This window comes from Methylobacterium terricola (assembly GCF_006151805.1).
GTDB classification, from domain to species: domain Bacteria; phylum Pseudomonadota; class Alphaproteobacteria; order Rhizobiales; family Beijerinckiaceae; genus Methylobacterium; species Methylobacterium terricola.
Map to the genome: position 1 here is coordinate 1 of NZ_VDDA01000009.1, position 22,456 is coordinate 22,456.

A 22,456-nucleotide genomic window follows, 5' to 3' on the forward strand; every position below is an offset into this window, starting at 1 on the left:
GGCGACGACAGGACCAGCGCCTGACCAAGGTCAGGCTCGCCGGCCCAGACTGTCGAAGAGATAGTTCAGCGCCCGGTCCGCTGTCGCGGCCGGCGCCGATGGGTGGTCGTATAGGCCCCCGATTTCGGCCCGTCAACCGGTTTGTGAAACTCTCGCGACAGGCCCTTCCACCGCCCGCTCCAACATACGGCCCAACGGCGACAACGCACGGGCATAGCGATGGAGGCGGATGCGCGCTCAACAGGATAAGAAAATCGTCCTGCAGCCCAATATCTGCTCTTACGTCAACCTACATCGACGGCTTGAAGAGCGCTTGACGGCCCGCGACAACTGCCGGAGAAGCGCTTTTATCGGCTGAATGGCTTAAGCCGAAGGGTAATTACACCGGATCTCGAAAGCGCGATTCCTGAATGGCACTCCGTGGAGACGTCGTGTCCCAACAGACCCCCGGCGATATGAACATCCGCCGAGCCGCCCTCACGCTCGGCAAGCGCGCGCGGGCGGAGCTGAAGGGGCAGAAGCCGCTGATCCTGTGGATGACCGGGCTGTCCGGCTCCGGGAAATCGACGATCGCCGACCGGGTCGAGGACAAGCTGTGGCGGTGCGGCTACCACACCATGCTGCTCGACGGCGACAACCTGCGCTTCGGATTGAACCGGGACCTGACCTTCACGGATAGCGATCGGATCGAGAACGTCCGCCGGACCGCGGAGGTCGCCAGGCTGATGCTCGATGCCGGTCTGATCGTCATCTGCTCCCTGATCTCACCGTTCCGACGGGAACGGATGCTGGCGCGGCAACTGGTCGGTGAGGACGAGTTCGTCGAGCTGTTCGTCGATACCCCGCTCGACGAGTGCATCCGTCGCGACCCGAAGGGCCTCTATGCCCGCGCCCTCGCCGGGGAGATCCCGAACTTCACCGGATTGACCTCGTCCTACGAGCCGCCGGATGCGCCGGAGATCCATCTGCGGACGGACAGGCACGACGTCGACACGCTGGCCGAGCAGGTCCTCGGCGAGTTGCAGCGCCGGGGCGCTATCGCCCGTTCGCGGTGATGCGCGCCTTGCCATCCTCGGATCGCATGCGGCCGATGTGCGGCGCACGCTGGCCGCAACCTTTTCTGGCCCCTATGTTGCAGCGCAACATAGGGGCCGGACGAGGAGCGAACGATGGTCGAGATGATACCCGTGGCGGAAGCGGCCGGTTTCACGGCGGGGTGCCTCGCCATTCACGCGGCCCAGGACTGGGCCGAGGCCTTGACTCCCCTGCTCGCCTACCTGGTCTTCGCGCTGGCGGTTTGCCTGATGATCGTCGCAGGGATCCAGCATGCCTCGGATCCCGAGCAGCTCGTCGCGATGATGACCCAGGCCATGGCGACGTATTGAGCCTCAGGCGGCAGGCGGCGTCTCGGAGGCTGCCTCGGCTTTGGCCTCCTCAGCGCATTTGAGGCAGAGCTGGCGCTTGGCGAGCAGCGCGGCGACCGCGTTCGCGCCCTCGAAGCTGACGACGTGGCCGCATTCGAGCACGTTGAGCACGCGCTGATCGGGATCGTCGCGCTCGCCGGACGGATAGCAGCGGATCGCCGTCACGCGGCGCATCGGGATCTCAGCCTGCATGGCGATGCCCTGGAACCTCGTCCCTGGGCGCGGCAAGAGCAGCCACGCCGCAAGGCCCGGCTCGCGTGCCGGGACCACATCTGGGGGCTCCATAGCACGGACAGGGGCGGCACGCATGGGGTTGCGCCCCGCGTCATGTCGCAGGGGCGGCCCGGACCGGCGTCAGGCTGGCCGGATACGGGGGTCCCCGACAGCGGCCTCGCGGCCGGCATTGCGTCCCGCCCCGATGAACGCGCAGAATACGGGGTGTGATCCGAGGACGCTCGCTGGCACGGATACTGCCTGACCGTAGGCACATCCGGCCGGGGGGATCGAGCTCCCCGTTCACGATCCCTGCACAAGGAAGCGCGATGCCGCGTCTCTTCACCGCCTGCCTGCTCGCGAGCCTCGGCGTCGCCGCCCCGCTGGCGGGGGCTCAGGCCCAGACCCTGCGATTCGGCCTGATGGAGGATCCGGACGCCCTCGATCCGACGCTCGCCCGCACCTTCGCCGGCCGCATGGTGTTCGCGGCGCTCTGCGACAAGCTCGTCGATATCGGGCCCGACCTGAAGCCGGTGCCCCAGCTCGCGACCGAATGGGCGTGGTCGGACGACCGCAAGACCCTGACGCTCACGTTGCGGCCGGGCGTGCGCTTCCACGACGGCGAGCCGATGAACGCCGCGGCGGTGAAGTACTCGCTGGAGCGCCACCTGAAGCTGCCGGGCTCGCAGCGCCGCGGCGAGATCGCGCCGATCGACACCGTCGAGGCGGTTGACGACCTGACCGTGAAGGTCACCCTAAAGACGCCGTTCGCGCCCTTGCTGGCGCAGTTCACCGACCGGGCCGGCATGATCGTCTCGCCCAAGGCCGCCGAGCGGCTCGGCGACAAGTTCGCCACCGCGCCGGTCTGCGCCGGGCCTTACCGGTTCGTCGAGCGGGTGCCGCAGGACCGCATCGTGGTCGAGCGCTTCGACGATTACTGGAACAAGGGCGCGATCCAGATCAAGCGGATCGAGTTCCGGCCGATCCCCGACACCACGGTGCGGCTCACCAACCTCCGCGCCGGCCAGCTCGACCTGATCGAGCGCCTGGCCCCCACCGATCTGGCGCAGGTGAAGCGCGATCCGAAGCTCAAGGTGGGCCAGGCCTACGAGCTCGGCTTCTCCGGCGTGGTGTTCAACACCGGCCGCGAGGGATCGCCGGTGGCCGATCCGCGGGTGCGCGCCGCCTTCGAGGCGGCGATCGACCGCAACGCGATCACGCAAGTGGTCTATAACGGCGAATACCTGGCCGGCAACCAATGGGTCTCGCCCAAGAACCCGAACTACGTGACGGACTACCCGGTGCCGAAGCGCGACGTCGCCAAGGCCAAGGCGCTCCTGAAGGAGGCCGGGATCGAGAAGCCCGCGATCACCATGATGGTCTATGCCAACAACGACGCGCCGCAGGTCGGCCAAGTGATCCAGGCGATGACCCGCGAGGCCGGCTTCGACGTGAAGCTCCAGGCCACCGACTTCACCACCTCCCTCGACCAGGCCGACAAGGGCAATTTTGAGGCCTACCTCTACAACTGGAGCGGCCGGCCCGACCCGGACGGCAACACCTACAGCTTCCTCGCCTGCAAGACGCCGCTGAACTACTCGCGCTACTGCAACCAGGACGCCGATTCGGCGATGAATGCCGAGCGGCTGACCACCGATCCGGCCCAGCGCAAGGCGGCGTGGAAGCGCCTCGCCGACCGGGTGCTCGCCGACAAGCCGCTGGTCTACCTGTTCCACCGCCGGCTGCTCTGGGCCTACTCGCAGCGGCTCACCGGCTTCGGCGAGTATCCGGACGGGCTGGTGCGCTTCACCGGCCTCAAGCTCGACTGATGCCGAGTCTCTAGATGTTGCGATTTCTCGCACGGCGCCTGGCGCTGGCGGTGCCGACCCTGGTCCTCGCCTCGATGATCATCTTCGCCCTGCAGCAATTGCTGCCGGGCGACACCGCCACCGCACTCTCGGGCGAGGAGCGCGACCCCGAGGTGATCGCCTTCATCCGCGCCAAGTACCACCTCGATCGGCCGCTGCCGGTTCGCTACGCCTATTGGGCGGCCGGAGTGCTCCAGGGCGATCTCGGCGAGTCGATCCGGCTGCAGAAGCCGGTGATCGAGCTGATCCGCGAGAAGCTGCCGGTCACCCTCGAACTCGCCTGCCTGGCGATGCTGGTGGCCCTCGTCATCGGCGTGCCGATGGGGATCCTGTCTGCGGTCCGGCCCGGGACCTGGATCGACGGGCTCGCCAACGGGGTCGCGCTCTGGGGCCTGTCGGTGCCCAATTTCTGGCTCGGCATCCTGATGATCCTGCTGTTCTCGGTGCAGCTCGGCTGGCTGCCGGCCTCCGGCTACGTGCCGCCGGGGGAGAGCTTGGCCGAGAACCTGCGCTCGATGGCGATGCCGGCCTTCGTGCTCGGCAACGCCATCGCGGCGGTGATGATGCGCCACACCCGCGCCGCCATGCTCGGCGTGCTGCAATCCGACTACGTCCGTACCGCGCGGGCCAAAGGCGTGCCGATGGCCCGGGTGGTCCTGCGCCACGCGCTGCCCAACGCCGCGATCCCGATCATCACGCTGGGCGCCCTCGAATTCGGCCAGCTCCTCTCCGGCGCGGTGCTGACCGAGCAGGTCTTTTCCGTGCCCGGCTTCGGCAAGCTGATGGTGGATGCCGTGTTCAACCGCGACTTCGCGACCGTGCAGGGCGTCGTGATCTGCACCGCCACGACCTACATCCTGCTCAACCTTGCCGCCGATCTCGCCTCGGCGCTGGTCAACCCGAAGCTCAGGCGCGCATGAGCGAGGCCGGCCTCTCCACCCCGGCCGAGATCGCGGCTCCCGTCGCCGCCCTGCCGCCGGAGCCGGGAGCGTTCCGCGCCTTCTGGCGCCGGTTTAGCCGCCGGCGCGGCGCGCTCGCCGGCCTCGTCGTCGTGGTGCTGCTCGCCGTGCTGGCGCTCGGGGCCGCGTGGATCGCGCCCTACGATCCCACCGCCACCGATTGGGGCGCGGTGCGGGCGGCGCCCGACCTCGCCCATCTCTTCGGCACCGACGAGGTCGGGCGCGACGTGCTCTCGCGCATCGTCTACGGCACAAGGGCCTCGCTCGGGGCGGGGCTGACCTCGGTGGCGCTCGCGGTCGCGCTCGGCCTGCCCCTCGGGATGCTGGCGGGCTATGCCGGCGGCGTCATCGACGGGGCGATCATGCGCCTCACCGACGCGCTGCTCGCGATTCCCTTCCTGATCCTCGCCATCGCGCTCGCGGCCTTCCTCGGCCCCAGCCTGACCAACGCCATGGTGGCGATCGGGCTCTCGGCGACCTCGATCTTCGTGCGGCTCACCCGGGCCCAGGTCCAGGCGGTGGCGGCGGAGGAGTTCGTCGAGGCGGCCCGCGCGATCGGCAACCCGCCCTGGCGCATCGCGCTCCACCACATCCTGCCGAACATCGTGCCGGCGATCCTGGTCCAGGCCACCCTCACCATCGCGGCGGCGATCATCGCCGAGGCGAGCCTGTCCTTCCTCGGCCTCGGCCAGCAGCCGCCCGAACCGTCCTGGGGCTCGATGCTCAACACCGCCAAGAACTTCCTCGACCAGGCGCCCTGGATGGCGATCTGGCCGGGCGTGTCGATCTTCCTCGCGGTGCTCGCCTTCAACCTCGTCGGCGACGGGTTGCGCGACGCCCTCGACCCGCGGGAGCGCCGATGACAGCCTCCCCTCCCCTGCTGGACGTGCGTGATCTGGCCGTCGCCTTCGACAGCGACGGCGGCACCGTCCACGCCGTCAACGGCGTGACTTACGCCTTGCGCGAGGGCGAGACCCTCGGGATCGTCGGCGAATCGGGCTCAGGGAAAAGCGTCCACGTGCTCGCCATGCTGGGTCTCGTGCCGCGCCCGCCGGGCCGGATCACGAGCGGGCAGGTCGATTTCGAGGGTCGCGACCTGCTGGCGATGCCGGAGCGGCTTTTGCGCCGGGTGCGCGGCGCCGAGATCGGCATGGTGTTCCAGGATCCGATGAGCTCGCTCAACCCGGCGATGACGGTCGGCGCCCAGATCGCCGAGCCCTTGCTCCTGCATCGCGGCCTCGATGCGAGCAGCGCCCGGGCCCGCGCCCGCGACCTCCTCGACCTCGTGCGCATCCCGGACGCCGGTCGGCGCCTCGATCTTTATCCGCACGAATTCTCGGGCGGGCAGCGCCAGCGGGTGATGATCGCGATCGGCCTTGCCTGCCGGCCGAAGCTGCTGATCGCCGACGAGGCCACCACCGCCCTCGACGTCACGGTGCAGGCCGAGATCGTCGCCCTGGTGCAGGAACTGAAGCGCGAGATCGGCATGGCGATCGTCTGGATCACCCACGATCTCGGCGTGGTCGCCGGCATCGCCGACACCGTGCAGGTGATGTATGCCGGACGCATCGTCGAGCGCGGGCCGGTCGACGCGGTGTTTTCCGATCCGCGCAACGCCTACACGCTGGGCCTGCTGCGCTCCCTGCCCGACTTGAGCCGTGGCCGGGCCGGACGGCAGCGCCTGCGCCAGATCGAGGGCAGCCCGCCCGACATGCGCCATCCGCCGCCGGGCGATCCGTTCGCAGCCCGCAACCCCTACGCCACGCCGCGCTGCCGCGCCGAGGCGCCGCCGCTGGCGCAGGTGGCGGGGAGCGTGCCGGGCCACCTCGCGGCGGCCTGGTACGACCTGCCGGCCCTGCTGAAGCAGGGAGCCGGGCGATGAGGCCGGTGAAGCCCGAGCCGCTGCTCGCGGTGCGGAATCTCAGCAAGCACTACCCGCTGCGGCACTGGTGGGGCGGCAAATCCTCGGTGTTCCGCGCGGTCGAGGATGTGAGCTTCGACATCGCCCCCGGCGAGACCCTGGGCCTCGTCGGCGAATCGGGCTCCGGCAAGTCGACGATCGGCCGGGCGGTGACGATGCTGAACCCGCCGAGTGCCGGCACCGTCGCGTTCGAGGGCACCGACCTGAGCCGCCTGCCGGCGCCGGAGATGCGGCGGATGCGGCGGCGCATCCAGGTGATCTTCCAGGACCCTTACGCCGCCCTCAACCCGCGGATGAGCGCCGGCGCCTACGTCGCCGAGCCGTTCCGGTTGCACCGGCCGGAGATGGGGTCGGCCGAGCGCCGCGACGCGGTGGCCGGCCTGTTCCAGCGGGTCGGGCTCGATCCGCGCTTTTCCGGGCGCTACCCGCACCAGTTCTCCGGCGGCCAGCGCCAGCGGCTCTGCATCGCCCGGGCGATCGCGCTGAAGCCGAGCTTCATCGTCGCCGACGAGCCGATCGCGGCGCTCGACGTGTCGATCCAGGCGCAGGTGGTCAACCTGCTGCAGGATCTGCAGGAGGAGCTGGGGCTGTCCTACCTGTTCATCTCCCACGACCTGCGGATGGTGCGCTACCTCTGTCACCGGGTCGCGGTGCTGCGGCGCGGGCGGATCGTCGAGCTCGCCGACAGCGACACCCTGTACGAGAATCCGCGCCATCCCTACACGCGGGCGCTGCTCGGCGCCGTGCCGGTGCCCGACCCGGCGGCCGAGCGGGCCCGCCTGCGGGCAACGCGCGAGGCGCCGGCCGTCGCCATCCCGGAGGCCGGGCCGTTGCAGGAGATCGCCCCCGGGCATTGGGTGGCGCAGGCGGTCGGCGCTTAAGCGCTTGCTCGAGCCGACGCGCAATTTCATACCCACCCCGTCATTCCGGGCTCCGCTGCGCGGCCCCGGAATGACGGGGAGGATGTCAGATCCGTCGATCGAACCGATCGACCTTTGAAGGAAACGTCACGGTGAGGGATTTCTCGAGGCCCGGGCGCTCGCCCGTCTACGCCGCCAACGCCGCCGTCGCGACGTCGCACCCGCTCTCGACGCTGGCCGCCATCGAGGTCCTGCGCTCGGGCGGCAACGCGGTCGATGCCGGCATCGCCGCGGTGGCGGTGCAATGCGTGGTCGATCCGCTGATGACCGGCATCGGCGGCGATTGCTTCGCCCTCTACGCGCCGAAGGGCGCCAAGGCGCCGATCGCGCTCAACGGCTCCGGCCGCAGCCCGGCGGCGGCGCACGATGCCTGGTTCCTGGAGCGCGGCATCACCCTCACCCCGACCTCGCCGCACAGCGTCACGGTGCCGGGCGCGGTCGCCGCCTGGGCGAAGCTCCTGGCGGATCACGGCACCCGCAGCCTCGGCGAGCTGCTGCAACCGGCGATCCGCTACGCGGAAGGTGGCTACCCGGTGCAGCCGCGCGTCGCCCTCGACTGGTCGCGCAGCGTCGAGCGGGTCGCCGGCGATCCGGCCTCGGCCGCGACCTTCCTGATCGACGGCCAAGCGCCGACCGTCGGCACGATCATGCGCCACCCGAAGCTCGCCGCCACGCTCCGGCGCATCGCGGAACACGGCCCGCGCGGCTTCTACGAGGGGCCGGTGGCCGAGGACATCGTGGGGCGCCTGCGCGATCTCGGCGGGCTGCACACGCTCGACGATTTCGCCTCGGCGGCGCCCGAGACCGTCACCCCGGTGACCACGCGCTACCGCGGCTACGACGTCTACGAATGCCCGCCGAGCGGCCAGGGCCTCGCGGTGCTGATGATGCTCAACGTGCTGACGCACACCGACATCGCGGCTCTCTCCGAGCTCGACCGGGTCCACCTGTTCGCGGAGGCCTGCAAGCAGGCCTATCACCACCGCGACGCGCTCTTCGCCGATCCGGTGCTGAACCGGGTGCCGGTCGAGCACCTGCTCTCCGAGGCCTGGCGGGCGACCGCCCACGGCGCCATCGACATGACCCGGGCCCAGGAGCCGGTGATCTGGCCCGAGCTCACCCACAAGGACACGGTGTACCTGAGCGTCGTCGACCGCGACGGCAACGCGCTCTCGCTGATCAACTCGATCTTCCAGGGCTTCGGCAGCGGCATCACCGCGCCGGAGAGCGGGGTGCTGCTGCACAATCGCGGCCTGTCCTTCCGCGTCGATCCCGGGCACCCGAACACGATCGGGCCGAGGAAGCGGCCGATGCACACCATCATCCCGGGCATGCTGATGCGCGACGGCGAGACGGTGGCGCCGTTCGGCGTGATGGGCGGGCATTACCAGGCGATGGGCCATGTCGAGTTGCTCACCGGCATCATCGACCGCGGCCTCGACGTGCAGGAGGCCCTCGATGCGCCGCGCAGCTTCGCCTATGGCGGCGGGATCGAGATGGAGGGGGGTTTCGCGGAGGACGTCGTCGCCGGGCTCGAGGCGCGCGGCCACCGCATCATCCCGGCCTCCGGCCCGATCGGCGGCGGCCAGATCATCTGGATCGACCGGGCGCGCGGGGTGCTCGCGGCGGGCTCCGACCCGCGCAAGGACGGCAGCGCGCTCGGCTATTGAGGTGACCATGTCCCAAGAGGTTCAGCCCTTCAGCGTCGACGCCGCGGCGGCGGCGCTTCTCGACGCCCGCCGCTCGGGCACCCGCCTCGACGCCCTCCCCGAGGGCGCCCGGCCGGGCAGCGAGGCGGAGGCCTACGCGGTCCAGGACGTGCTCATCCGCGCGCTCGGCCCGGTGGCCGGCTGGAAGGTGGGGGCGCCGAGCGCCACCGCCACCCCGGCCCGGGCCGCGCTCAATGCCGACACGATCTTCGAGACCGACGAGTTGCCGGCCTCGCTGTTCCACCTGATCGGGGCGGAGGCCGAGATCGCCTACCGCTTCGGCCACGACCTGCCCCCGGAGGCCGGGCCCTACGACCGTGAGGCGGTGCTGGCGGCGGTCGCCACGATGCACCCGGCGATCGAGATCGCCGATACCCGCTTCACGGTGTTCGGCGCCGTCGACGCCCACAGCCAGCGCGCCGACCAGCAGAATCACGGCGTCCTGGTGCTCGGGCCCGGGCTGAGCGAGTGGCGCGACCTCGACCCGGTGACGCAAGCAGTGCGGCTGACCGTCGACGGCCGGGTTCTCCACGACCATGCCGGCGGCAACTCGGCGGTGGACCCGGTGCGGCTGCTGGTCTGGCTCGCCAACGAGGGCGCCCGCTCGCTCGGGGGCATCAAGGCCGGCCAGGTCGTCACCACCGGCTCCTGCACCGGGACGGATTTCGTCGAGGCGCCGACGCGGATCGCGGCGGAGTTTCCGGGGCTGGGGAACGTGGAACTGAAGATCGGGTGAGCTGAACGTCGGCCGCAAGAAAAGGCGCGGGATCCCCTCTCCCGTGTGGGAGAGGGGAGGGCCGCGCATAGTCTTTCTTCGGACAGCCCGGCATCCGCGGAACGAAGAGATAAACTGTCTGAATCTTAATTCCAGCATCCCGTCCCACGACCGCCCTCCCCTATCCCCGCAACGCCCGCTCGATCAGCGCCGCCGCCGCCAGCGCCCGCCCGTCATCCCCGAATCGCGCGATCACCTGCACGCCGACCGGCAGCCCCTCGGCGGTGCGATCGACCGGCAGGGTGACGCAAGGCACGCCCATCAGGGTCCAGAGGCGGTTGAAGCGCGAATCGCCGGTGTGATCGAGGCCGGCCGGCGCCGCGCCAGGCGCCGCGTAGGTCAGGAGCACGTCGGGGCCGTCCTCGGAGAACACGTCCTTCAGGCTGCGGCGGGCGTGGTGGGCGGTGCGGCGGGCCGCATCGTAGGACGCGGTCTCGACCCCCTGCGCCGCGTCGAGGGCATCGCGCAGGCGTGGCGGCAGGGCGTCGCGGTGGGTGGCGTATTCCCAGGCGAGCGCCTGGCGCACCTCGTAATCCTGGATCGTGCCGTGGGCCGCGAAGGCCTCGCCGAACCGGGCGGGCAGGGCGACATCCGTCACCACTGCCCCGGCCCGCTCGGCGGCCCGTGCCGCCCGGGTCAGCGCGGCCTCCGCCTCCGGGTCGGGGGCCGCGCAGAACTCCTGCCGCACGAGGCCGATGCGCGGCGCACCCGCCTCGCCCACCCGCGCGAGGGCCGGGCGGTCGGCGAGCAGCGCGAGCGCATGGGCGGCATCCGCAACGCTCGCCGCGAACAGGCCGAGCGTGTCGAGGGCCCAGGAATAGCACTTCACCCCGACCGTCGGCAGCAGCCGGAACGACGGCTTGACCCCGACGACGCCGCAGAACGCCGCCGGGCGGATCACCGAGCCGCCGGTCTGGGTGCCGAGCGCCAGCGGCAGCATCCCGGCCGCCACCGCGGCGGCCGAGCCCGCCGAGGAGCCGCCGGGCGTGTGACCGGGATGGTGAGGGTTGCGGGTCGCGGTCGGGTCGAGGAAGGCGAAGGGCGTGGTGGTGGTCTTGGCGAGCGGCACCGCGCCGAGGCGCTTCAACCGCGACACGACCGGGGCGTCGGCAAGCGGGCGCCAGCCGTCGTAGATGGGCGAGCCCATCCGGGTCGGCAGGTCGGCGGTGTCGATGATGTCCTTGATCCCGACCGCGATGCCGGCGAGCGGCCCGCCCGTCGGGATCACCGGCGCCGGATCGACGCAGACCAGGGCGCCGATCTCCGGCTCGCGGGCGGCGATCGCCTCGCCGACGAGGCCGATCGCCCCGTCGGGGGTCAGCCGGCCGGCATCGATTCGGGCGCAGAGGTCGAGGAGCGAGAGCATCGGGCCAACCGGACGGGAGGAATCGGGCGAGCACCCTTGTAAGCGTAACGAGGCCGCGTGTTCCAGAACACGCGAGCGCGTGCGGGCCGCGTTGCGGGCAGGGCCCGGCTTCGGCTAAACCGGCGCCGTTCATCCGCTGCACGGCCGCCTGGGGCGGACAAGGCCGGCGCGGCGGAGCGCCGACGCGCCGGGATCCTTCGCCGGCCCCCTTCGCGAGAGAGCCTGCCCCGTGACCGTTCCCTTCGCCCTGCCGCTGCAAGCTCGCGCGATGCCGGCCGCCTCGCGCCTCGGCCGCCTGTTCGGCCGCGGGCGCCAGGCGGCCGAGGCGCTGGACCAGGACGGCGCCGTCGGCGGATTCGGCGGGCCCGGCATCCTGGCGGTGGCCGGCCTGAAGAAGAGCTACGGCGCCCGCACCGTGGTGCACGATGCCGGCCTGACCGTGCGCAACGGCGAGGCGGTCGGCCTGCTCGGCCCCAACGGCGCCGGCAAGACCACGATCTTCTACATGATCACCGGCCTCGTCTCGGCCGATCGCGGCACGATCAGCCTCGACGGGCACGACATCACCCGGCTGCCGATGTATCAGCGCGCGCGGCTCGGCATCGGCTACCTGCCGCAGGAGGCCTCGATCTTCCGCGGCCTCAACGTCGAGGACAACATCCGGGCGGTGCTCGAGGTGGTCGAGCCCGACCGCAAGACGCGGGAGCGCAAGCTCGATTCGCTCCTCGACGAGTTCAACATCACCCGCCTGCGCAAGTCGCCCTCGATCGCGCTGTCGGGCGGCGAGCGGCGGCGCTGCGAGATCGCCCGGGCGCTCGCCTCGTCGCCGTCCTTCATGCTGCTCGACGAGCCGTTCGCGGGCATCGACCCGATCGCGGTCGGGGACATCCAGGAACTGGTGATGCATCTCAAGGGCCGCGGCATCGGCGTGCTCATCACCGACCACAACGTCCGCGAGACGCTCGGCCTGATCGACCGGGCCTATATCGTGCATTCCGGCCGCATCCTCACCGAGGGCACACCCGACGAGATCGTGGCGAACGAGGACGTGCGCCGGCTGTACCTGGGCGAGGATTTCCGGCTGTAGCGGTCGGGGCACGACCGGCGGGACGTCCCCCCGACGCCTCGTCCCGCGGCCGCGCGGCGGAAACCGGGGCGCGATGAACGCTGACGCCGTCATACCCTCGCGCCTTGGCATCGACGCGTCGACGCCAAGGCGTCCGGCGCATCGGCGCCGGCGCCCGTTCGGGCTTAGCCAGCGCCGTCGAACGGATCCGTTCGACGGCGGGGCGGTATAAGATGACGCGGGAGGCGATGCGACCTCACGTCCGGCAGCGGCGGATCGAGATCCCGCATTCTCGCCTGCGGCGAGCCCCGCGATGACGTCGAGGGATATCGGCGCGGGCGGCTCGGGTCGTTCCGCGGCGAATGACAGAATCGGCGATCGTCAAGTTTCCGTTGATCCGACGCTCTGCTTCACCTGAATCCCGACACAACGCCCCTCCCCTGCGTCGCGGCGTGAAAGCGGTCAGGACAAGCCGTTTTTCCACTGGCGTCCCACCCCGCCCTGCGCCACCCTGAGAGAGAACCGCACGAGGGCACCACGTCCGCTTTGACGCGTGTCCCGCTTCGGTTTAAAGCTGCTATGAGATGTCCGAAGCAAGAGTTGTGCCGACCCCGGCGCGAACCGGGGCGTCGCAGGGCGGGGCTGGCTGATGGGTTTGCTGCAACGGCTCGAGATGCGCCAGGGCCAGGCCCTGGTGATGACGCCGCAACTCCTGCAGGCGATCAAGCTTCTGCAACTGTCCCACCTCGATCTCGCCGCCTACGTCGATGCCGAGCTGGAGCGCAACCCGCTCCTGGAGCGGGCCGAGATCGAGGCGCCGGAGCCCGGCGAGGCGCGGGGCGAGGCCGCCGATCCGGGGGGCGACGGCGACGGATTCGACGGCGGCGGGTTTGATGGGGATCCGGCGGCCGAGCCGTGGCTGTCCCACGACCTCAATCCGAGCCGCAGCGAGATCGAGGGCGATCTCGGCACCCGCCTCGACAACGTCTTTCCCGATGACGGCCCGGTCGGGCGCGAGGCGGCTGCCGCCGGGGGCGAGGCCCTGTCGCTCACGCCAGCGCCCTGGAGCGGCAGCGGCGGCAGCTTCGACGGCGAGACGCCGGATTTCGAGGCGACGCTGACCAGCGAATCGTCGCTGCATGAGCATCTCTCGGCCCAGCTCGAACTCGCCACCCGCGATCCGGTCGAGCGCCTGGTCGGCGGCTTCCTGGTCGATGCGGTCGACGAGGCCGGCTACCTGCGCGAGGACCTGGCGGCGCTGGCCGAGCGCCTCGGCGTCGGTCTCGCGGTCGTCGAGCGGGTGCTGGGACTCGTGCAGGGCTTCGACCCCTCGGGCGTCGGCGCCCGCGACCTCGCCGAGTGCCTGGCGATCCAGCTGCGCGAGCAGGACCGGTTCGATCCGGCGATGCAGGCGTTGGTGTCGCGCCTCGACCTCGTCGCCAAGCGCGACCTGGCCGGCTTGCGCCGCCTGTGCGGGGTCGACGAGGAGGATCTCGCCGACATGCTGTCGGAGCTGCGCCGCCTCGACCCCAAGCCCGGCCGTGCCTTCGGCGCCGGCCCGGTCGAGGTGCTGGTGCCCGACGTGTTCGTGCGGCCGGCGCCGGACGGCTCGTGGCTGGTCGAACTGAACAGCGAGGCCCTGCCCCGGGTGCTGGTCAACCAGAGCTACTATGCCACCGTCTCCCGCGGCGCCGCGACCGAGACCGACAAGGCCTTCCTGTCGGAATGCCTGCAGACCGCCAACTGGCTCACCCGCAGCCTGGAGCAGCGCGCCCGCACCATCCTGAAGGTGGCGAGCGAGATCGTGCGCCAGCAGGACGGCTTCTTCGTCAACGGCGTCGCCTTCTTACGGCCGCTCAACCTGAAGACCGTCGCCGACGCGATCGGCATGCACGAATCCACCGTCTCGCGGGTGACCTCGAACAAGTCGATCGGCACCAGCCGCGGCACCTTCGAGATGAAGTACTTCTTCACCGCGGCGATTCCCGGGGCGGCCGGCGCCGCGGCGCATTCCTCGGAGGCCGTGCGCCACCGCATCAAGCAGCTCATCGACGGCGAGGCCAACGACGTCCTGTCGGACGACGCCCTGGTCCAGCGCCTGCGCGGCGAGGGCGTCGACATCGCCCGCCGCACCGTGGCGAAGTACCGGGAATCCCTGCGCATTCCCTCCTCGATCGAGCGCCGGCGCGAGCGGGCGGCGATGCCGGCGCGATAAGGCGCGGGTTCGACTTTTCGGCAAGCTTGCCTCGCAAGGCCGCCTCGCGAGTTTCCCCGCCCGAGGGAAGCGGGCGGGCGGCGTCATGCTGCCCGAGACACGGCACACGAGCCGAAGGTCATTCCCTCGTCGTGACGCGAAGAACGGATGTGCGGCGGCGGGCCCGCGCCGGGCTCGCCGCCGCCGCGCCCCGCCTGCCGCAACTGAGCCGGCTTCGTTGACTTCGCCTTCGGGCGTTCCTAGCTCTTGAGGTGCTGGCCCTTGCGCCGGAGACGTCCCCGGGGCGCGGGCCGACGAACGACGAGATCGGAGGGAGCCGATGGCAGCGTTGCGCGTGTCAGGTCGTGGCATGGATCTGGGAGAGGCCCTGAGAACGCGGGTGGAAGAGCGGGTCTCCGCGGCCCTCGCCAAGTACTTCGACGGCGCCTATCACGGCCACGTGACGTTCGCGCGGGACGGCAGCGCCTATCGCACCGATTGCGTGCTGCACCTGCCCTCGGGCATCACCCTGGAAGCGTCGGGCTCCGCCCACGACGCCCATGCGAGCTTCGACCAGACCGCCGACCGGATCGAGAAGCGCCTGCGCCGCTACAAGCACCGCCTCAAGGCCCACCCGAACGGGCATGCCAAGGACGCCGTGGTCAACGGCGCGGCGGGACCGGTCGATCTCGGCCCGATCGAGGACGCCGCCGTGATGGAGGCGGCCTATTCGGTGTTCGAATCGCCCGAGGAGGATACCGGCGAGCACCCGCCGATCATCGCCGAGAGCACCCGCACCCTGCACCGGCGCACGGTGAGCGAGGCGGTGGTCGAGCTCGATCTCACCGGCGTCCCCGTCCTGGTCTTCGTTCACGCTGGCACCGAGCGGGTCAACGTCGTATATCGTCGGGGCGACGGCGCGATCGGCTGGATCGATCCGCCGGAACGCGGCACTCCGTGAGCGGGTTCTCCCCGCCCCCGGAAGGCCTCCGGTCCTGGAACAAGTGCGGGGCGCGCAGGCGCGTTCCCCGCCGATGAGGCAGCGGTCTCGATGCCATTGCTGGAATTCCTGAAGCCGGAGGCGGTCCTCCCGGCGCTGCGCGCGCAGGGGAAGAAACAGGTTCTGCAGGAGCTGGCCGCCCAGGCGGCCCGCCACCTGCCGGGCCTGGACGAGCGCGAGATCTTCGAGACGCTGCTGCAGCGCGAGCGCCTCGGCTCCACCGGCATCGGCGAGGGCGTGGCGATCCCGCACGGCAAGCTGCCGGGGCTCGACACGCTGTTCGGCCTGATGGCCCGCCTCGAGCGCCCGGTCGATTTCGAGGCCCTGGACGGCCAGCCGGTCGACATCGCCTTCCTGCTGCTGGCCCCCGAGGGTGCCGGCGCCGACCACCTGAAGGCCCTGGCCCGGGTCGCCCGGGTGCTGCGCGAGCCCGGCATCATCGACCGGATCCGCGCCGCCCGCGACGCCGACGCGCTCTATGCCCTCCTGACCCAATCCCCCGCCCAGGCGGCGTGACAAAGCCGGCGTGACGATGCGGACCTCCCTCCTCGCGGCGGCGCTTCTCCTCGCCGCGGCCGTCCCGGCGCGCGCCGTCGACGGCACCTGCGCCCGCGACCTCCTGGTGGCGCAATCCTCGCAGAAGACCGCGATCGAGCGCCTCGAGATGATCGGCGACAGCGACGCCGACCGCTGCCGCGGCTGGCGCCAGCACGTCGACACGATGCGCCGCGCCGCCACCGTCTACGGCCGCTGCCTGTCCGGCTCGGAGCGCAGCGAGCGCCTGGCCCAGGTCCAGGGCTCGGAGAAGGAGTTCTCGGAGTTGCTGCGGACCCGCTGCAAGGGGCGGTGAGGCGGCCGACCTCGATCCGCGCTGTTTGCCCCTGATCGACCGAACCGACACCCCGCATGGCAGTCCGGGGCCGCGACGGCGGAGCCCGGGACGATGCGGTGGGTGTGAATTTTGTCAGGGCAAACGACGCTGCTCGGACCGAAGCGTCACACGGCGGACAGCCGGATACGTCACCGCACCAGCGGCTCGGCCACCATCTTCACCGGGTGGCCGCGGCTGACCAGCACCGCCGCGCTCGAATGCTCGGGATCGGTCTCGAACCGGGTGCGGATCCAGGCGACCAGGAACTTCACGTATTCCGAGGCGAGCAGCCGCACCGCGGCCGGGTGGCGCCACCACTGGCCGGGGTCGATCCCCTCAGGCACGACGGGATGCGGGATCACCCGGTGGCCCTCGGCAAGCGCGTGGTCGAGCTCCACCAGCGTGCGCGGCATGTGGTAGTTCGAGGTGACCACCGCGACGCTGCGGAACCCGTTCTCGCGCATCCAGCGCCGGATCTCGATGGCGTTGCCGATGGTGTTGCGGGCGCGGTAGTCGAGGTCGACGCAGCAGGCGATCAGGTGCTGCTGGCCCGGGTTGAGCCGGGCGATCTCGTCGCGGCTGGTGCGCTCGTTGACGCCGGTGATGAGCAGGCGGCGGCCGTAGCCGCCGGCCAGCAGGTCCATCGCATCCTCGATGCGCTGGGCGCCCCCGGTGAGGGCCACGATGCCGTCGGACGGGCCGAGCGGCATCCGCTCCGAGCGGGCGAGACCGGACACGAAGGCGAGGAAGCCGAGACCGAGCACGAGGCCGCCGACCAGTCCCGCCCCGGCCAAACCGAGGGCCAGGCGGCGGCGCAGGCTCCGGGGCGCGGCCGGCGCTCCGGCCGGGCGCATCCCCGCGGGCTCCTCGCCCGACCAGGACCATCCCACCACGTCGCCGGTTCGCGTCTTCATTCGGCGCTGCATCCGCGAGGCCATCTCACACGTCTGTCGAGCATAGTGCCGATTGCGGCGACCGAGAGGCAACCGTCCCGGGCGCCGATTCGTTCACGGCCCGCCCCCGCCCCCTGTGAAGAGCGGGCACCGTCCGAGGCTAGAGGCCGTGGCTGGCGCCAGGCTGGCCCCCGGGCTCAGTCGAGGAAGCGCCGCACCGTCAGGCGCGAGACGAAAGCGGTGACCACCGAGGCGATGACCCCGATCAGCACCACGCTGGCATAGCCGCGCCAGCCGATGGCGAAGCCGCCGAACAGGGCCTCGATCTCGTCGCCGGCCGGGCCGGCGCGCCACAGTCGGGCGAGCGCCCCGCCGGCGCCGATCACCGCCAGCGCCGCCGCCGCGCCGATCGCCCCGCCGCGCAATCCTAAGCGGAAGAAGCGGCGCTGGAACTCGCGGGCGATGAAATCGGCATCGGCACCGACGAAGTGCAGCACCTCCACCACCTCGCGGTTGCCCGCCATGGCGCCGCGGGTCGCGAAGGTGACGGCGAGCCCGGTGGCGAGCAGCACCAGGCCCACCACGGCGACCCCGACGCCGACCACGGTGTTGGCCATGGTCGAGAGCCGCGACAGCCACAGCGCGTGGTCGTCGAGGCTGGCGACGCCCGGCAGGGCCTCGGCGAGACGTTGGCGCAACGCGCCGAGATCGGGCGTGCCGGCGAGGCGCACGGTGATCAGGCGCGGCACCGGCAGGTCGCCGAGGTCGAGACCGCTGCCGAGCCAGGGCTCGAGCAGGCGCTCGGATTCCGCCTTGGTGAAGGGCCGCGTCGCCGCGATGCCGGGGGTGGCGGCGGCCAACGCCGCCGCCTTGGCGACGTCGGCCTCGGTGTCGCGGCCCGGGCCCGGGCGGATCTGGATCGTCACCTCCTGGGCCACCGAGCCCTGCCACTGCGCCGCGCTCGAGGCGACGATCTCGGCGCCGCCGGCGCAGAGCGCGGCGAGGAAGGTCAGGATCGCGATCACCGCGGTGAGCGCCCGGCCGGCGCTGGTGTCGGTCGGCACCAGCGGTGCGTTGCGGCGCAAGGTGGGCGGCAGGTCGGCGGCCGGCGCCTCGCGCCGCTTGCCCCGCTCCAGGGTGGCCCCGTCGGACATGGGTGTCTCCCCGCGGCTCATCCCTCGATCCGCAGGCGGTTGTTGCCGAGCACGAACCGGCGCGCATCGACGAGGTCCATCAGGGCGAAATCGTGGGTGGCGATCAGCACCGAGGTGCCGAGGCGGTTGAGCTCGACGAACAGGCGCAGCAGGCGCCGGCCGAGCTGGGGATCGACGTTGCCGGTCGGCTCGTCGGCGAGCAGCAGCTCGGGCCGGGCGATCAGCGCCCGGGCGATCGCCGCGCGCTGCTTCTCGCCGCCCGACAGGAGCGGCGGGAGCACGTGCATGCGCTCCCCCAAGCCGACCCAGCGCAGGAGCTCCACCACCTCGGCCCGGTAGCTCGTCTCGGCCCGGCCCTGGACGCGCAGCGGCAGGGCGACGTTCTCGTAGGTGGTGAGGTGGTCGAGCAGGCGGAAATCCTGGAACACCACGCCCATGCGGCGGCGCAACGACGTGAGGGCACCGCTCGAGATGTCGCTCACCTCCTCGCCGAACACCGAGACCAGGCCCCGGCTCGGCCGCACCGACAGCAGGATCAGGCGGAGCAGCGTCGTCTTGCCGGCCCCCGACGGTCCGGTGAGGAACTGGAACGAGTGCGGCGCGATGGTGAAGCTGATGTCGCTCAGGACCTCGGGGCCGACCCCGTAGCGCATCCCGACATTCTCGAACCGGACCACCGGCTCGTCCATGCCGCCGAGCAGGCTGTTTCCGGTCCCCCGGTCCGTTCTCGCGTCCATCCGGTCTCCATTGCGGGTCGCCGCGGCCCGAGCCGCCGCGCAGCGGAATCTCGTGCGATCCGCGCCGCTTTACCACGCATTAAGGCTATCGCGAGAGGAGTCGTGGTCCGGCCCCGGTGCCGCGCCCGACTGATTCGCCATGCTGATCGTCTGCCCTGCCTGCGCAAGCGAATATACGCTCGATCCCGACAAGATCGGCTCGGCGGGGCGCACCGTGCGCTGCGCCGCCTGCCGCGAGCCGTGGTTCGTCTCCGCCCCGGCGGCCGAGCCGGCGCCCATGCTCTCCCCCCCCGGCGAGGCGGTGTTCAGCGCCTCGGAGGCGCCCGCCGCGCCGCCGCGCCGGGCCACGCCGCGCGGTGCGAAGGCGCGGGGCCCCGCCCCGCCCAGGCGCCGGCGCCTGGTCGCCGCGGCGGCCGGGTTGGCGGCCTGCGGCGCCCTCGTGGCCGCCCTGCTGCCGGCAGGACGCGCCGGGCTGGTGCGGGCCGTACCGGCGACCGCGCGGCTCTACGCGGCGATCGGCCTGCCGGTGAACCTGCGCGGCCTCGCCTTCCGGGACGTCGCCGCCTACTCGGTGCCGGACGCTTCCGGGACCGGCCGCCTCGTCGTCGAGGGCAACGTGGTGAGCGCGTCCAAGGATGCGGTGCCGGTCCCCCGGTTGAGCCTGGAATTGCGCGACGAGCACGGCCAGACCGTCTATCGCTGGACCGCCGAGGCGCCGCGCGATCGGCTCGAACCCGAGGAATCCGCCCGCTTCCGGGCCGAGCTGCCGGAGGCCCCGGCGAAGGGCCGCGAGGTGCTGGTCCGCTTTGCCGCGGTTGACAGCGGAGATTCTGCCGTCAGCCTGAGGGCTCCGATGAACGCCCACGACCGAGACCGATGAACTCGCCCCTGCCCCGCGTCCGCGTCCTGTTCGACGAATCCGCCATCGCGCAGCGCAACGAGGAGATCGCCCGCGCCATCGCGGACCAGCCGCTGGAGAACCTCCTGGTGGTCGCGGTGCTGAAGGGCAGCTTCATGTTCGCCGCCGACCTGATCCGGGCGCTGCACCGGGCGGGCCTTGCGCCGCAGGTCGAGTTCATCCACCTGTCGAGCTACCGCGCCGCCACCGTGTCCTCGGGCCAGGTCGCGATCCTGCGCGACGTCGAGAGCGAGGTGCGCGGGCGCGACGTGCTGCTGATCGACGACATCCTCGAATCCGGCCGCACCCTCGTCTACGCCAAGGACCTGCTGATGGCCCGCGGGGCGCGACGGGTGCTCACCACCGTCCTGCTGGAGAAGCCGGGCAAGCGCGCGGTGACGATGGATGCCGATTACGTCGGCTTCGTCTGCCCGGACGTGTTCGTGGTCGGCTACGGCATGGACGTGGCCCACGCCTTCCGGCAATTGCCCTATGTCGGCCTCGTCGATTACGGCGACGGCGAGCCGGACCTGTTCGACAAGGAATAACGGGCGGGGACCGGGGTGCCGGGGCGGTGGCGCGATTGCAACGCCGCCCGAACCTTCTGCCTCGGCGCGCACGAAAGAGGAACCTCGGCCGATGCCGCGGCTTGACCCGAGCCCGCGCGCCCGCTCACACTTGCCCGGTCCGCGGCGCTTCGAGCCCCTGAAAGACGAGAGGACATGGCGCGCATCCTGCTGGTCGACGACGAGGAACCGATCCGCGGCTTCCTGAAGCGCGGGCTGGAGATGGACGGCCACACGGTCGTGACCGCGGTCGACGGCAGCGACGGTCTCGACCGGCTGGCCGAGGCGGCGTTCGACCTGATGCTGACCGACATCCGCATGCCGCTGATGGACGGCATCGCCCTGGCCCTCGCCGCCAAGCGCGACTATCCCGATCTGATCATCCTGCTGATGACCGGCTTCGCCGACCAGCGCGAGCGCGCCCGCGGCCTCGACGCCATCGTGGCCGACGTGCTGACCAAGCCCTTCACCCTGGCCGACATGCGCGCCACGGTCTCCCGCACCCTGCGCGCTGCCGGGGCAGTGGCGGCACGCTAGGGTATTGCCTGCCGGGGCCGATGCCGGCTCGTCGCAGACACGACGGCAAAACCGACGATCGGGAGATCGACCGACCGCAGCGTCGCGGTACGCGACACGGAAGGCTGTTCGATGCGGGCGCGACGGCCGGAAGCCTACCCCTCCCCCCTGCGGAGCAGGCCGGGAGAAGGGCAGGGCGACGCCGATCCAGGGCGATCTGCCGTCATGTAGGGCGGTGACCTCCCCGGAAGCCGCGTCCCCTCTTCCGGCCCGCTCCGGGGGCCCCCCTTCCCCATCACGAATCCGGCTTGCCCACCGTGGATGCGGAACTCGGGCAAGCCCGCGTTCGGGGGGAGGGTTCGCGGCAGCCGTTGCTCCCGCACCCGCGCAGCCTCCCGTGTCGCGGCGTGACGGGCCGATGCGCTAAGGGGTCCCGTCGCGCGCCGAATCCGCGAAATGGGCGAGCGCGAAGTCGATGAACGAACGCAGCTTCGGGGTGATCCGCCGGTCGGGCGCATAGAGCAGGTGCATCGGCCGCGAGACGGGCCGGTAGGCCGGCAGCACCGGCATCAGATGGCCCGCCGCGACGGCATCGCGCATCAGCGCGGCCGGCTGCAGCAGCAGGCCGAGACCGGCAAGCGCCGCGGTCAGCAGGGCCTGGCCGTTATTGACCAGCAGGCGATACGTCACCTCGACCGCCTCGGGACCGTCCGGTCCGACGAAGCGCCACTGATCCCCCGTCGCCATGTAGGCAAAGCCCAGGCATTCGTGCTGCGCGAGATCGGCCGGTACCCGCGGGGCGCCCCGTCCCGCGAGGTAGGACGGGGCGGCGCAGAGGGTGAAGTCCATCGGCCGCAGGGGCCGGGCGATCAGGCCGCTCTCGGCCGGCGGGCCGACGCGGAAGACCACCTCGTACCCCTCCTCGATGAGGTCGACCTTCCGGTCCGAGAGGGTCAGCTCGATATCGACCTGGGGATAGGCCGCGAGATAGGCGGGCAGGACCCGGGCGAGGTCGTAGGCGCCGAAGGTGACCGAGGCGTTGACCCGGATCCGGCCGCGCGGCACCGCCTGGCTGCTCGCCGCGGCGGCCTCCACCGCCTCGACCTCCGCCAGGATGATGCGCACCCGCTCGTAGAGCGTGCGCCCTGCCTCGGTCAGGCTCTGCCGGCGGGTCGTGCGGTGGAGCAGGCGGACGCCGAGATGCTCCTCCAGCAGCCGCACCTGCTTGCCCACCGCCTGCGGCGAGAGCCCGAGCGCCTCGCCGGCGGCCGAGAACGAGCCGGTCTCGACCGCCTTGGCGAAGGCCTCCATGCCGGACAATCGGTCCATCGATTGGAAATCGCTCGTTTCAAATCTCGAATGCGCGGCCGGATTTATCACGCGGACCGGCGGGTTCATACCGGGCC

23 protein-coding genes are annotated in these 22,456 nt (G+C 71.4%); 17 read left to right on the forward strand and 6 right to left on the reverse strand.

Going from position 1 to position 22,456, the window contains the following annotated elements:
* The first annotated feature begins 431 nt into the window (after nucleotides 1-431).
* On the forward strand, nucleotides 432-1,055 hold the full coding sequence (cysC, locus tag FF100_RS19185) for an adenylyl-sulfate kinase (RefSeq protein WP_342779015.1): 624 nt from the start codon (nucleotides 432-434) through the stop codon (nucleotides 1,053-1,055).
* Nucleotides 1,056-1,169: 114 nt separating this feature from the next.
* Nucleotides 1,170-1,385 (forward strand): hypothetical protein, encoded by a 216-nt coding sequence (locus FF100_RS19190; protein WP_139037294.1) that lies wholly within the window; start codon nucleotides 1,170-1,172, stop codon nucleotides 1,383-1,385.
* A gap of 3 nt (nucleotides 1,386-1,388) precedes the next feature.
* Here FF100_RS19190 and FF100_RS19195 read toward each other — a convergent pair whose 3' ends face one another.
* Nucleotides 1,389-1,616 (reverse strand): hypothetical protein, encoded by a 228-nt coding sequence (locus FF100_RS19195; RefSeq protein WP_139037295.1) that lies wholly within the window; start codon nucleotides 1,614-1,616, stop codon nucleotides 1,389-1,391.
* A gap of 350 nt (nucleotides 1,617-1,966) precedes the next feature.
* On the opposite strand from FF100_RS19195, the gene FF100_RS19200 reads away from it, so the two are divergent.
* From FF100_RS19200 to FF100_RS19230, 7 genes are all read left to right on the forward strand, one after another.
* Nucleotides 1,967-3,466 carry an ABC transporter substrate-binding protein gene (locus tag FF100_RS19200; RefSeq protein ID WP_139037296.1) on the forward strand — a complete coding sequence of 500 codons (1,500 nt, stop codon included), beginning with the start codon at nucleotides 1,967-1,969 and terminating at the stop codon, nucleotides 3,464-3,466.
* 14 nt (nucleotides 3,467-3,480) lie between these two features.
* Entirely contained in the window at nucleotides 3,481-4,425 is a 945-nt protein-coding gene (locus FF100_RS19205; protein WP_139037297.1) for an ABC transporter permease, read from the forward strand.
* Nucleotides 4,422-5,327 carry an ABC transporter permease gene (locus FF100_RS19210; protein ID WP_139037298.1) on the forward strand — a complete coding sequence of 302 codons (906 nt, stop codon included), beginning with the start codon at nucleotides 4,422-4,424 and terminating at the stop codon, nucleotides 5,325-5,327. Before FF100_RS19205 ends, FF100_RS19210 begins: the two co-directional genes overlap by 4 nt.
* Nucleotides 5,324-6,346, forward strand: a complete 1,023-nt coding sequence (locus tag FF100_RS19215; protein WP_139037299.1) for an ABC transporter ATP-binding protein — start codon at nucleotides 5,324-5,326, stop codon at nucleotides 6,344-6,346. The genes FF100_RS19210 and FF100_RS19215 overlap by 4 nt, the downstream gene beginning before the upstream one ends.
* Entirely contained in the window at nucleotides 6,343-7,266 is a 924-nt protein-coding gene (locus tag FF100_RS19220) for an ABC transporter ATP-binding protein (RefSeq protein ID WP_139037300.1), read from the forward strand. The genes FF100_RS19215 and FF100_RS19220 overlap by 4 nt, the downstream gene beginning before the upstream one ends.
* 131 nt (nucleotides 7,267-7,397) lie before the next feature.
* Nucleotides 7,398-8,975 carry a gamma-glutamyltransferase family protein gene (locus tag FF100_RS19225; protein ID WP_139037301.1) on the forward strand — a complete coding sequence of 526 codons (1,578 nt, stop codon included), beginning with the start codon at nucleotides 7,398-7,400 and terminating at the stop codon, nucleotides 8,973-8,975.
* A gap of 7 nt (nucleotides 8,976-8,982) precedes the next feature.
* Complete coding sequence (locus FF100_RS19230) at nucleotides 8,983-9,750, forward strand: 2-keto-4-pentenoate hydratase (protein WP_139037302.1); 768 nt, start codon at nucleotides 8,983-8,985, stop codon at nucleotides 9,748-9,750.
* 160 nt (nucleotides 9,751-9,910) lie between these two features.
* On the opposite strand, the gene FF100_RS19235 is transcribed toward FF100_RS19230, so the two are convergent.
* On the reverse strand, nucleotides 9,911-11,155 hold the full coding sequence (locus tag FF100_RS19235) for an amidase (protein WP_139037303.1): 1,245 nt from the start codon (nucleotides 11,153-11,155) through the stop codon (nucleotides 9,911-9,913).
* A gap of 268 nt (nucleotides 11,156-11,423) precedes the next feature.
* On the opposite strand from FF100_RS19235, the gene lptB reads away from it, so the two are divergent.
* The 5 genes from lptB (at nucleotide 11,424) to FF100_RS19260 (ending at nucleotide 16,265) form a co-directional block, all read left to right on the forward strand.
* Nucleotides 11,424-12,242 (forward strand): LPS export ABC transporter ATP-binding protein, encoded by an 819-nt coding sequence (gene lptB / locus FF100_RS19240; RefSeq protein WP_139037550.1) that lies wholly within the window; start codon nucleotides 11,424-11,426, stop codon nucleotides 12,240-12,242.
* Nucleotides 12,243-12,870: 628 nt separating this feature from the next.
* Nucleotides 12,871-14,436 carry an RNA polymerase factor sigma-54 gene (gene rpoN / locus FF100_RS19245; protein WP_139037304.1) on the forward strand — a complete coding sequence of 522 codons (1,566 nt, stop codon included), beginning with the start codon at nucleotides 12,871-12,873 and terminating at the stop codon, nucleotides 14,434-14,436.
* Nucleotides 14,437-14,755: 319 nt separating this feature from the next.
* On the forward strand, nucleotides 14,756-15,376 hold the full coding sequence (gene hpf, locus FF100_RS19250) for a ribosome hibernation-promoting factor, HPF/YfiA family (RefSeq protein ID WP_139037305.1): 621 nt from the start codon (nucleotides 14,756-14,758) through the stop codon (nucleotides 15,374-15,376).
* A gap of 90 nt (nucleotides 15,377-15,466) precedes the next feature.
* Nucleotides 15,467-15,931 carry a PTS IIA-like nitrogen regulatory protein PtsN gene (ptsN, locus tag FF100_RS19255; protein WP_048451812.1) on the forward strand — a complete coding sequence of 155 codons (465 nt, stop codon included), beginning with the start codon at nucleotides 15,467-15,469 and terminating at the stop codon, nucleotides 15,929-15,931.
* A gap of 16 nt (nucleotides 15,932-15,947) precedes the next feature.
* Entirely contained in the window at nucleotides 15,948-16,265 is a 318-nt protein-coding gene (locus FF100_RS19260; RefSeq protein WP_139037551.1) for a hypothetical protein, read from the forward strand.
* 170 nt (nucleotides 16,266-16,435) lie between these two features.
* Here the strand turns inward: FF100_RS19260 and FF100_RS19265 are convergent, their stop codons facing one another.
* The 3 genes from FF100_RS19265 to ftsE all read right to left on the reverse strand — a co-directional run bounded on the left by FF100_RS19265 (nucleotide 16,436) and on the right by ftsE (nucleotide 19,070).
* Nucleotides 16,436-17,200, reverse strand: a complete 765-nt coding sequence (locus FF100_RS19265; RefSeq protein WP_139037306.1) for a YdcF family protein — start codon at nucleotides 17,198-17,200, stop codon at nucleotides 16,436-16,438.
* Nucleotides 17,201-17,376: 176 nt separating this feature from the next.
* Nucleotides 17,377-18,333, reverse strand: a complete 957-nt coding sequence (locus tag FF100_RS19270) for a cell division protein FtsX (protein WP_139037307.1) — start codon at nucleotides 18,331-18,333, stop codon at nucleotides 17,377-17,379.
* Between the two features lie 17 nt (nucleotides 18,334-18,350).
* The gene (gene ftsE / locus FF100_RS19275) at nucleotides 18,351-19,070 is read right to left on the reverse strand and encodes a cell division ATP-binding protein FtsE (protein WP_139037308.1); all 720 of its coding nucleotides are present in this window, start codon (nucleotides 19,068-19,070) and stop codon (nucleotides 18,351-18,353) included.
* A gap of 139 nt (nucleotides 19,071-19,209) precedes the next feature.
* Between ftsE and FF100_RS19280 the strand changes: the two genes are divergently transcribed.
* From FF100_RS19280 to FF100_RS19290, 3 genes are all read left to right on the forward strand, one after another.
* Nucleotides 19,210-19,950: a zinc-ribbon domain-containing protein gene (locus tag FF100_RS19280; RefSeq protein ID WP_139037309.1), complete on the forward strand. Its 741-nt coding sequence runs from the start codon at nucleotides 19,210-19,212 to the stop codon at nucleotides 19,948-19,950.
* Nucleotides 19,947-20,516, forward strand: a complete 570-nt coding sequence (hpt, locus tag FF100_RS19285) for a hypoxanthine phosphoribosyltransferase (protein ID WP_139037310.1) — start codon at nucleotides 19,947-19,949, stop codon at nucleotides 20,514-20,516. Before FF100_RS19280 ends, hpt begins: the two co-directional genes overlap by 4 nt.
* A gap of 174 nt (nucleotides 20,517-20,690) precedes the next feature.
* Nucleotides 20,691-21,071 (forward strand): response regulator, encoded by a 381-nt coding sequence (locus FF100_RS19290; RefSeq protein ID WP_139037311.1) that lies wholly within the window; start codon nucleotides 20,691-20,693, stop codon nucleotides 21,069-21,071.
* A 402-nt stretch (nucleotides 21,072-21,473) separates the two neighbouring features.
* Here the strand turns inward: FF100_RS19290 and FF100_RS19295 are convergent, their stop codons facing one another.
* Nucleotides 21,474-22,379 carry a LysR family transcriptional regulator gene (locus FF100_RS19295; protein ID WP_139037312.1) on the reverse strand — a complete coding sequence of 302 codons (906 nt, stop codon included), beginning with the start codon at nucleotides 22,377-22,379 and terminating at the stop codon, nucleotides 21,474-21,476.
* Nucleotides 22,380-22,456: the final 77 nt, after the last annotated feature.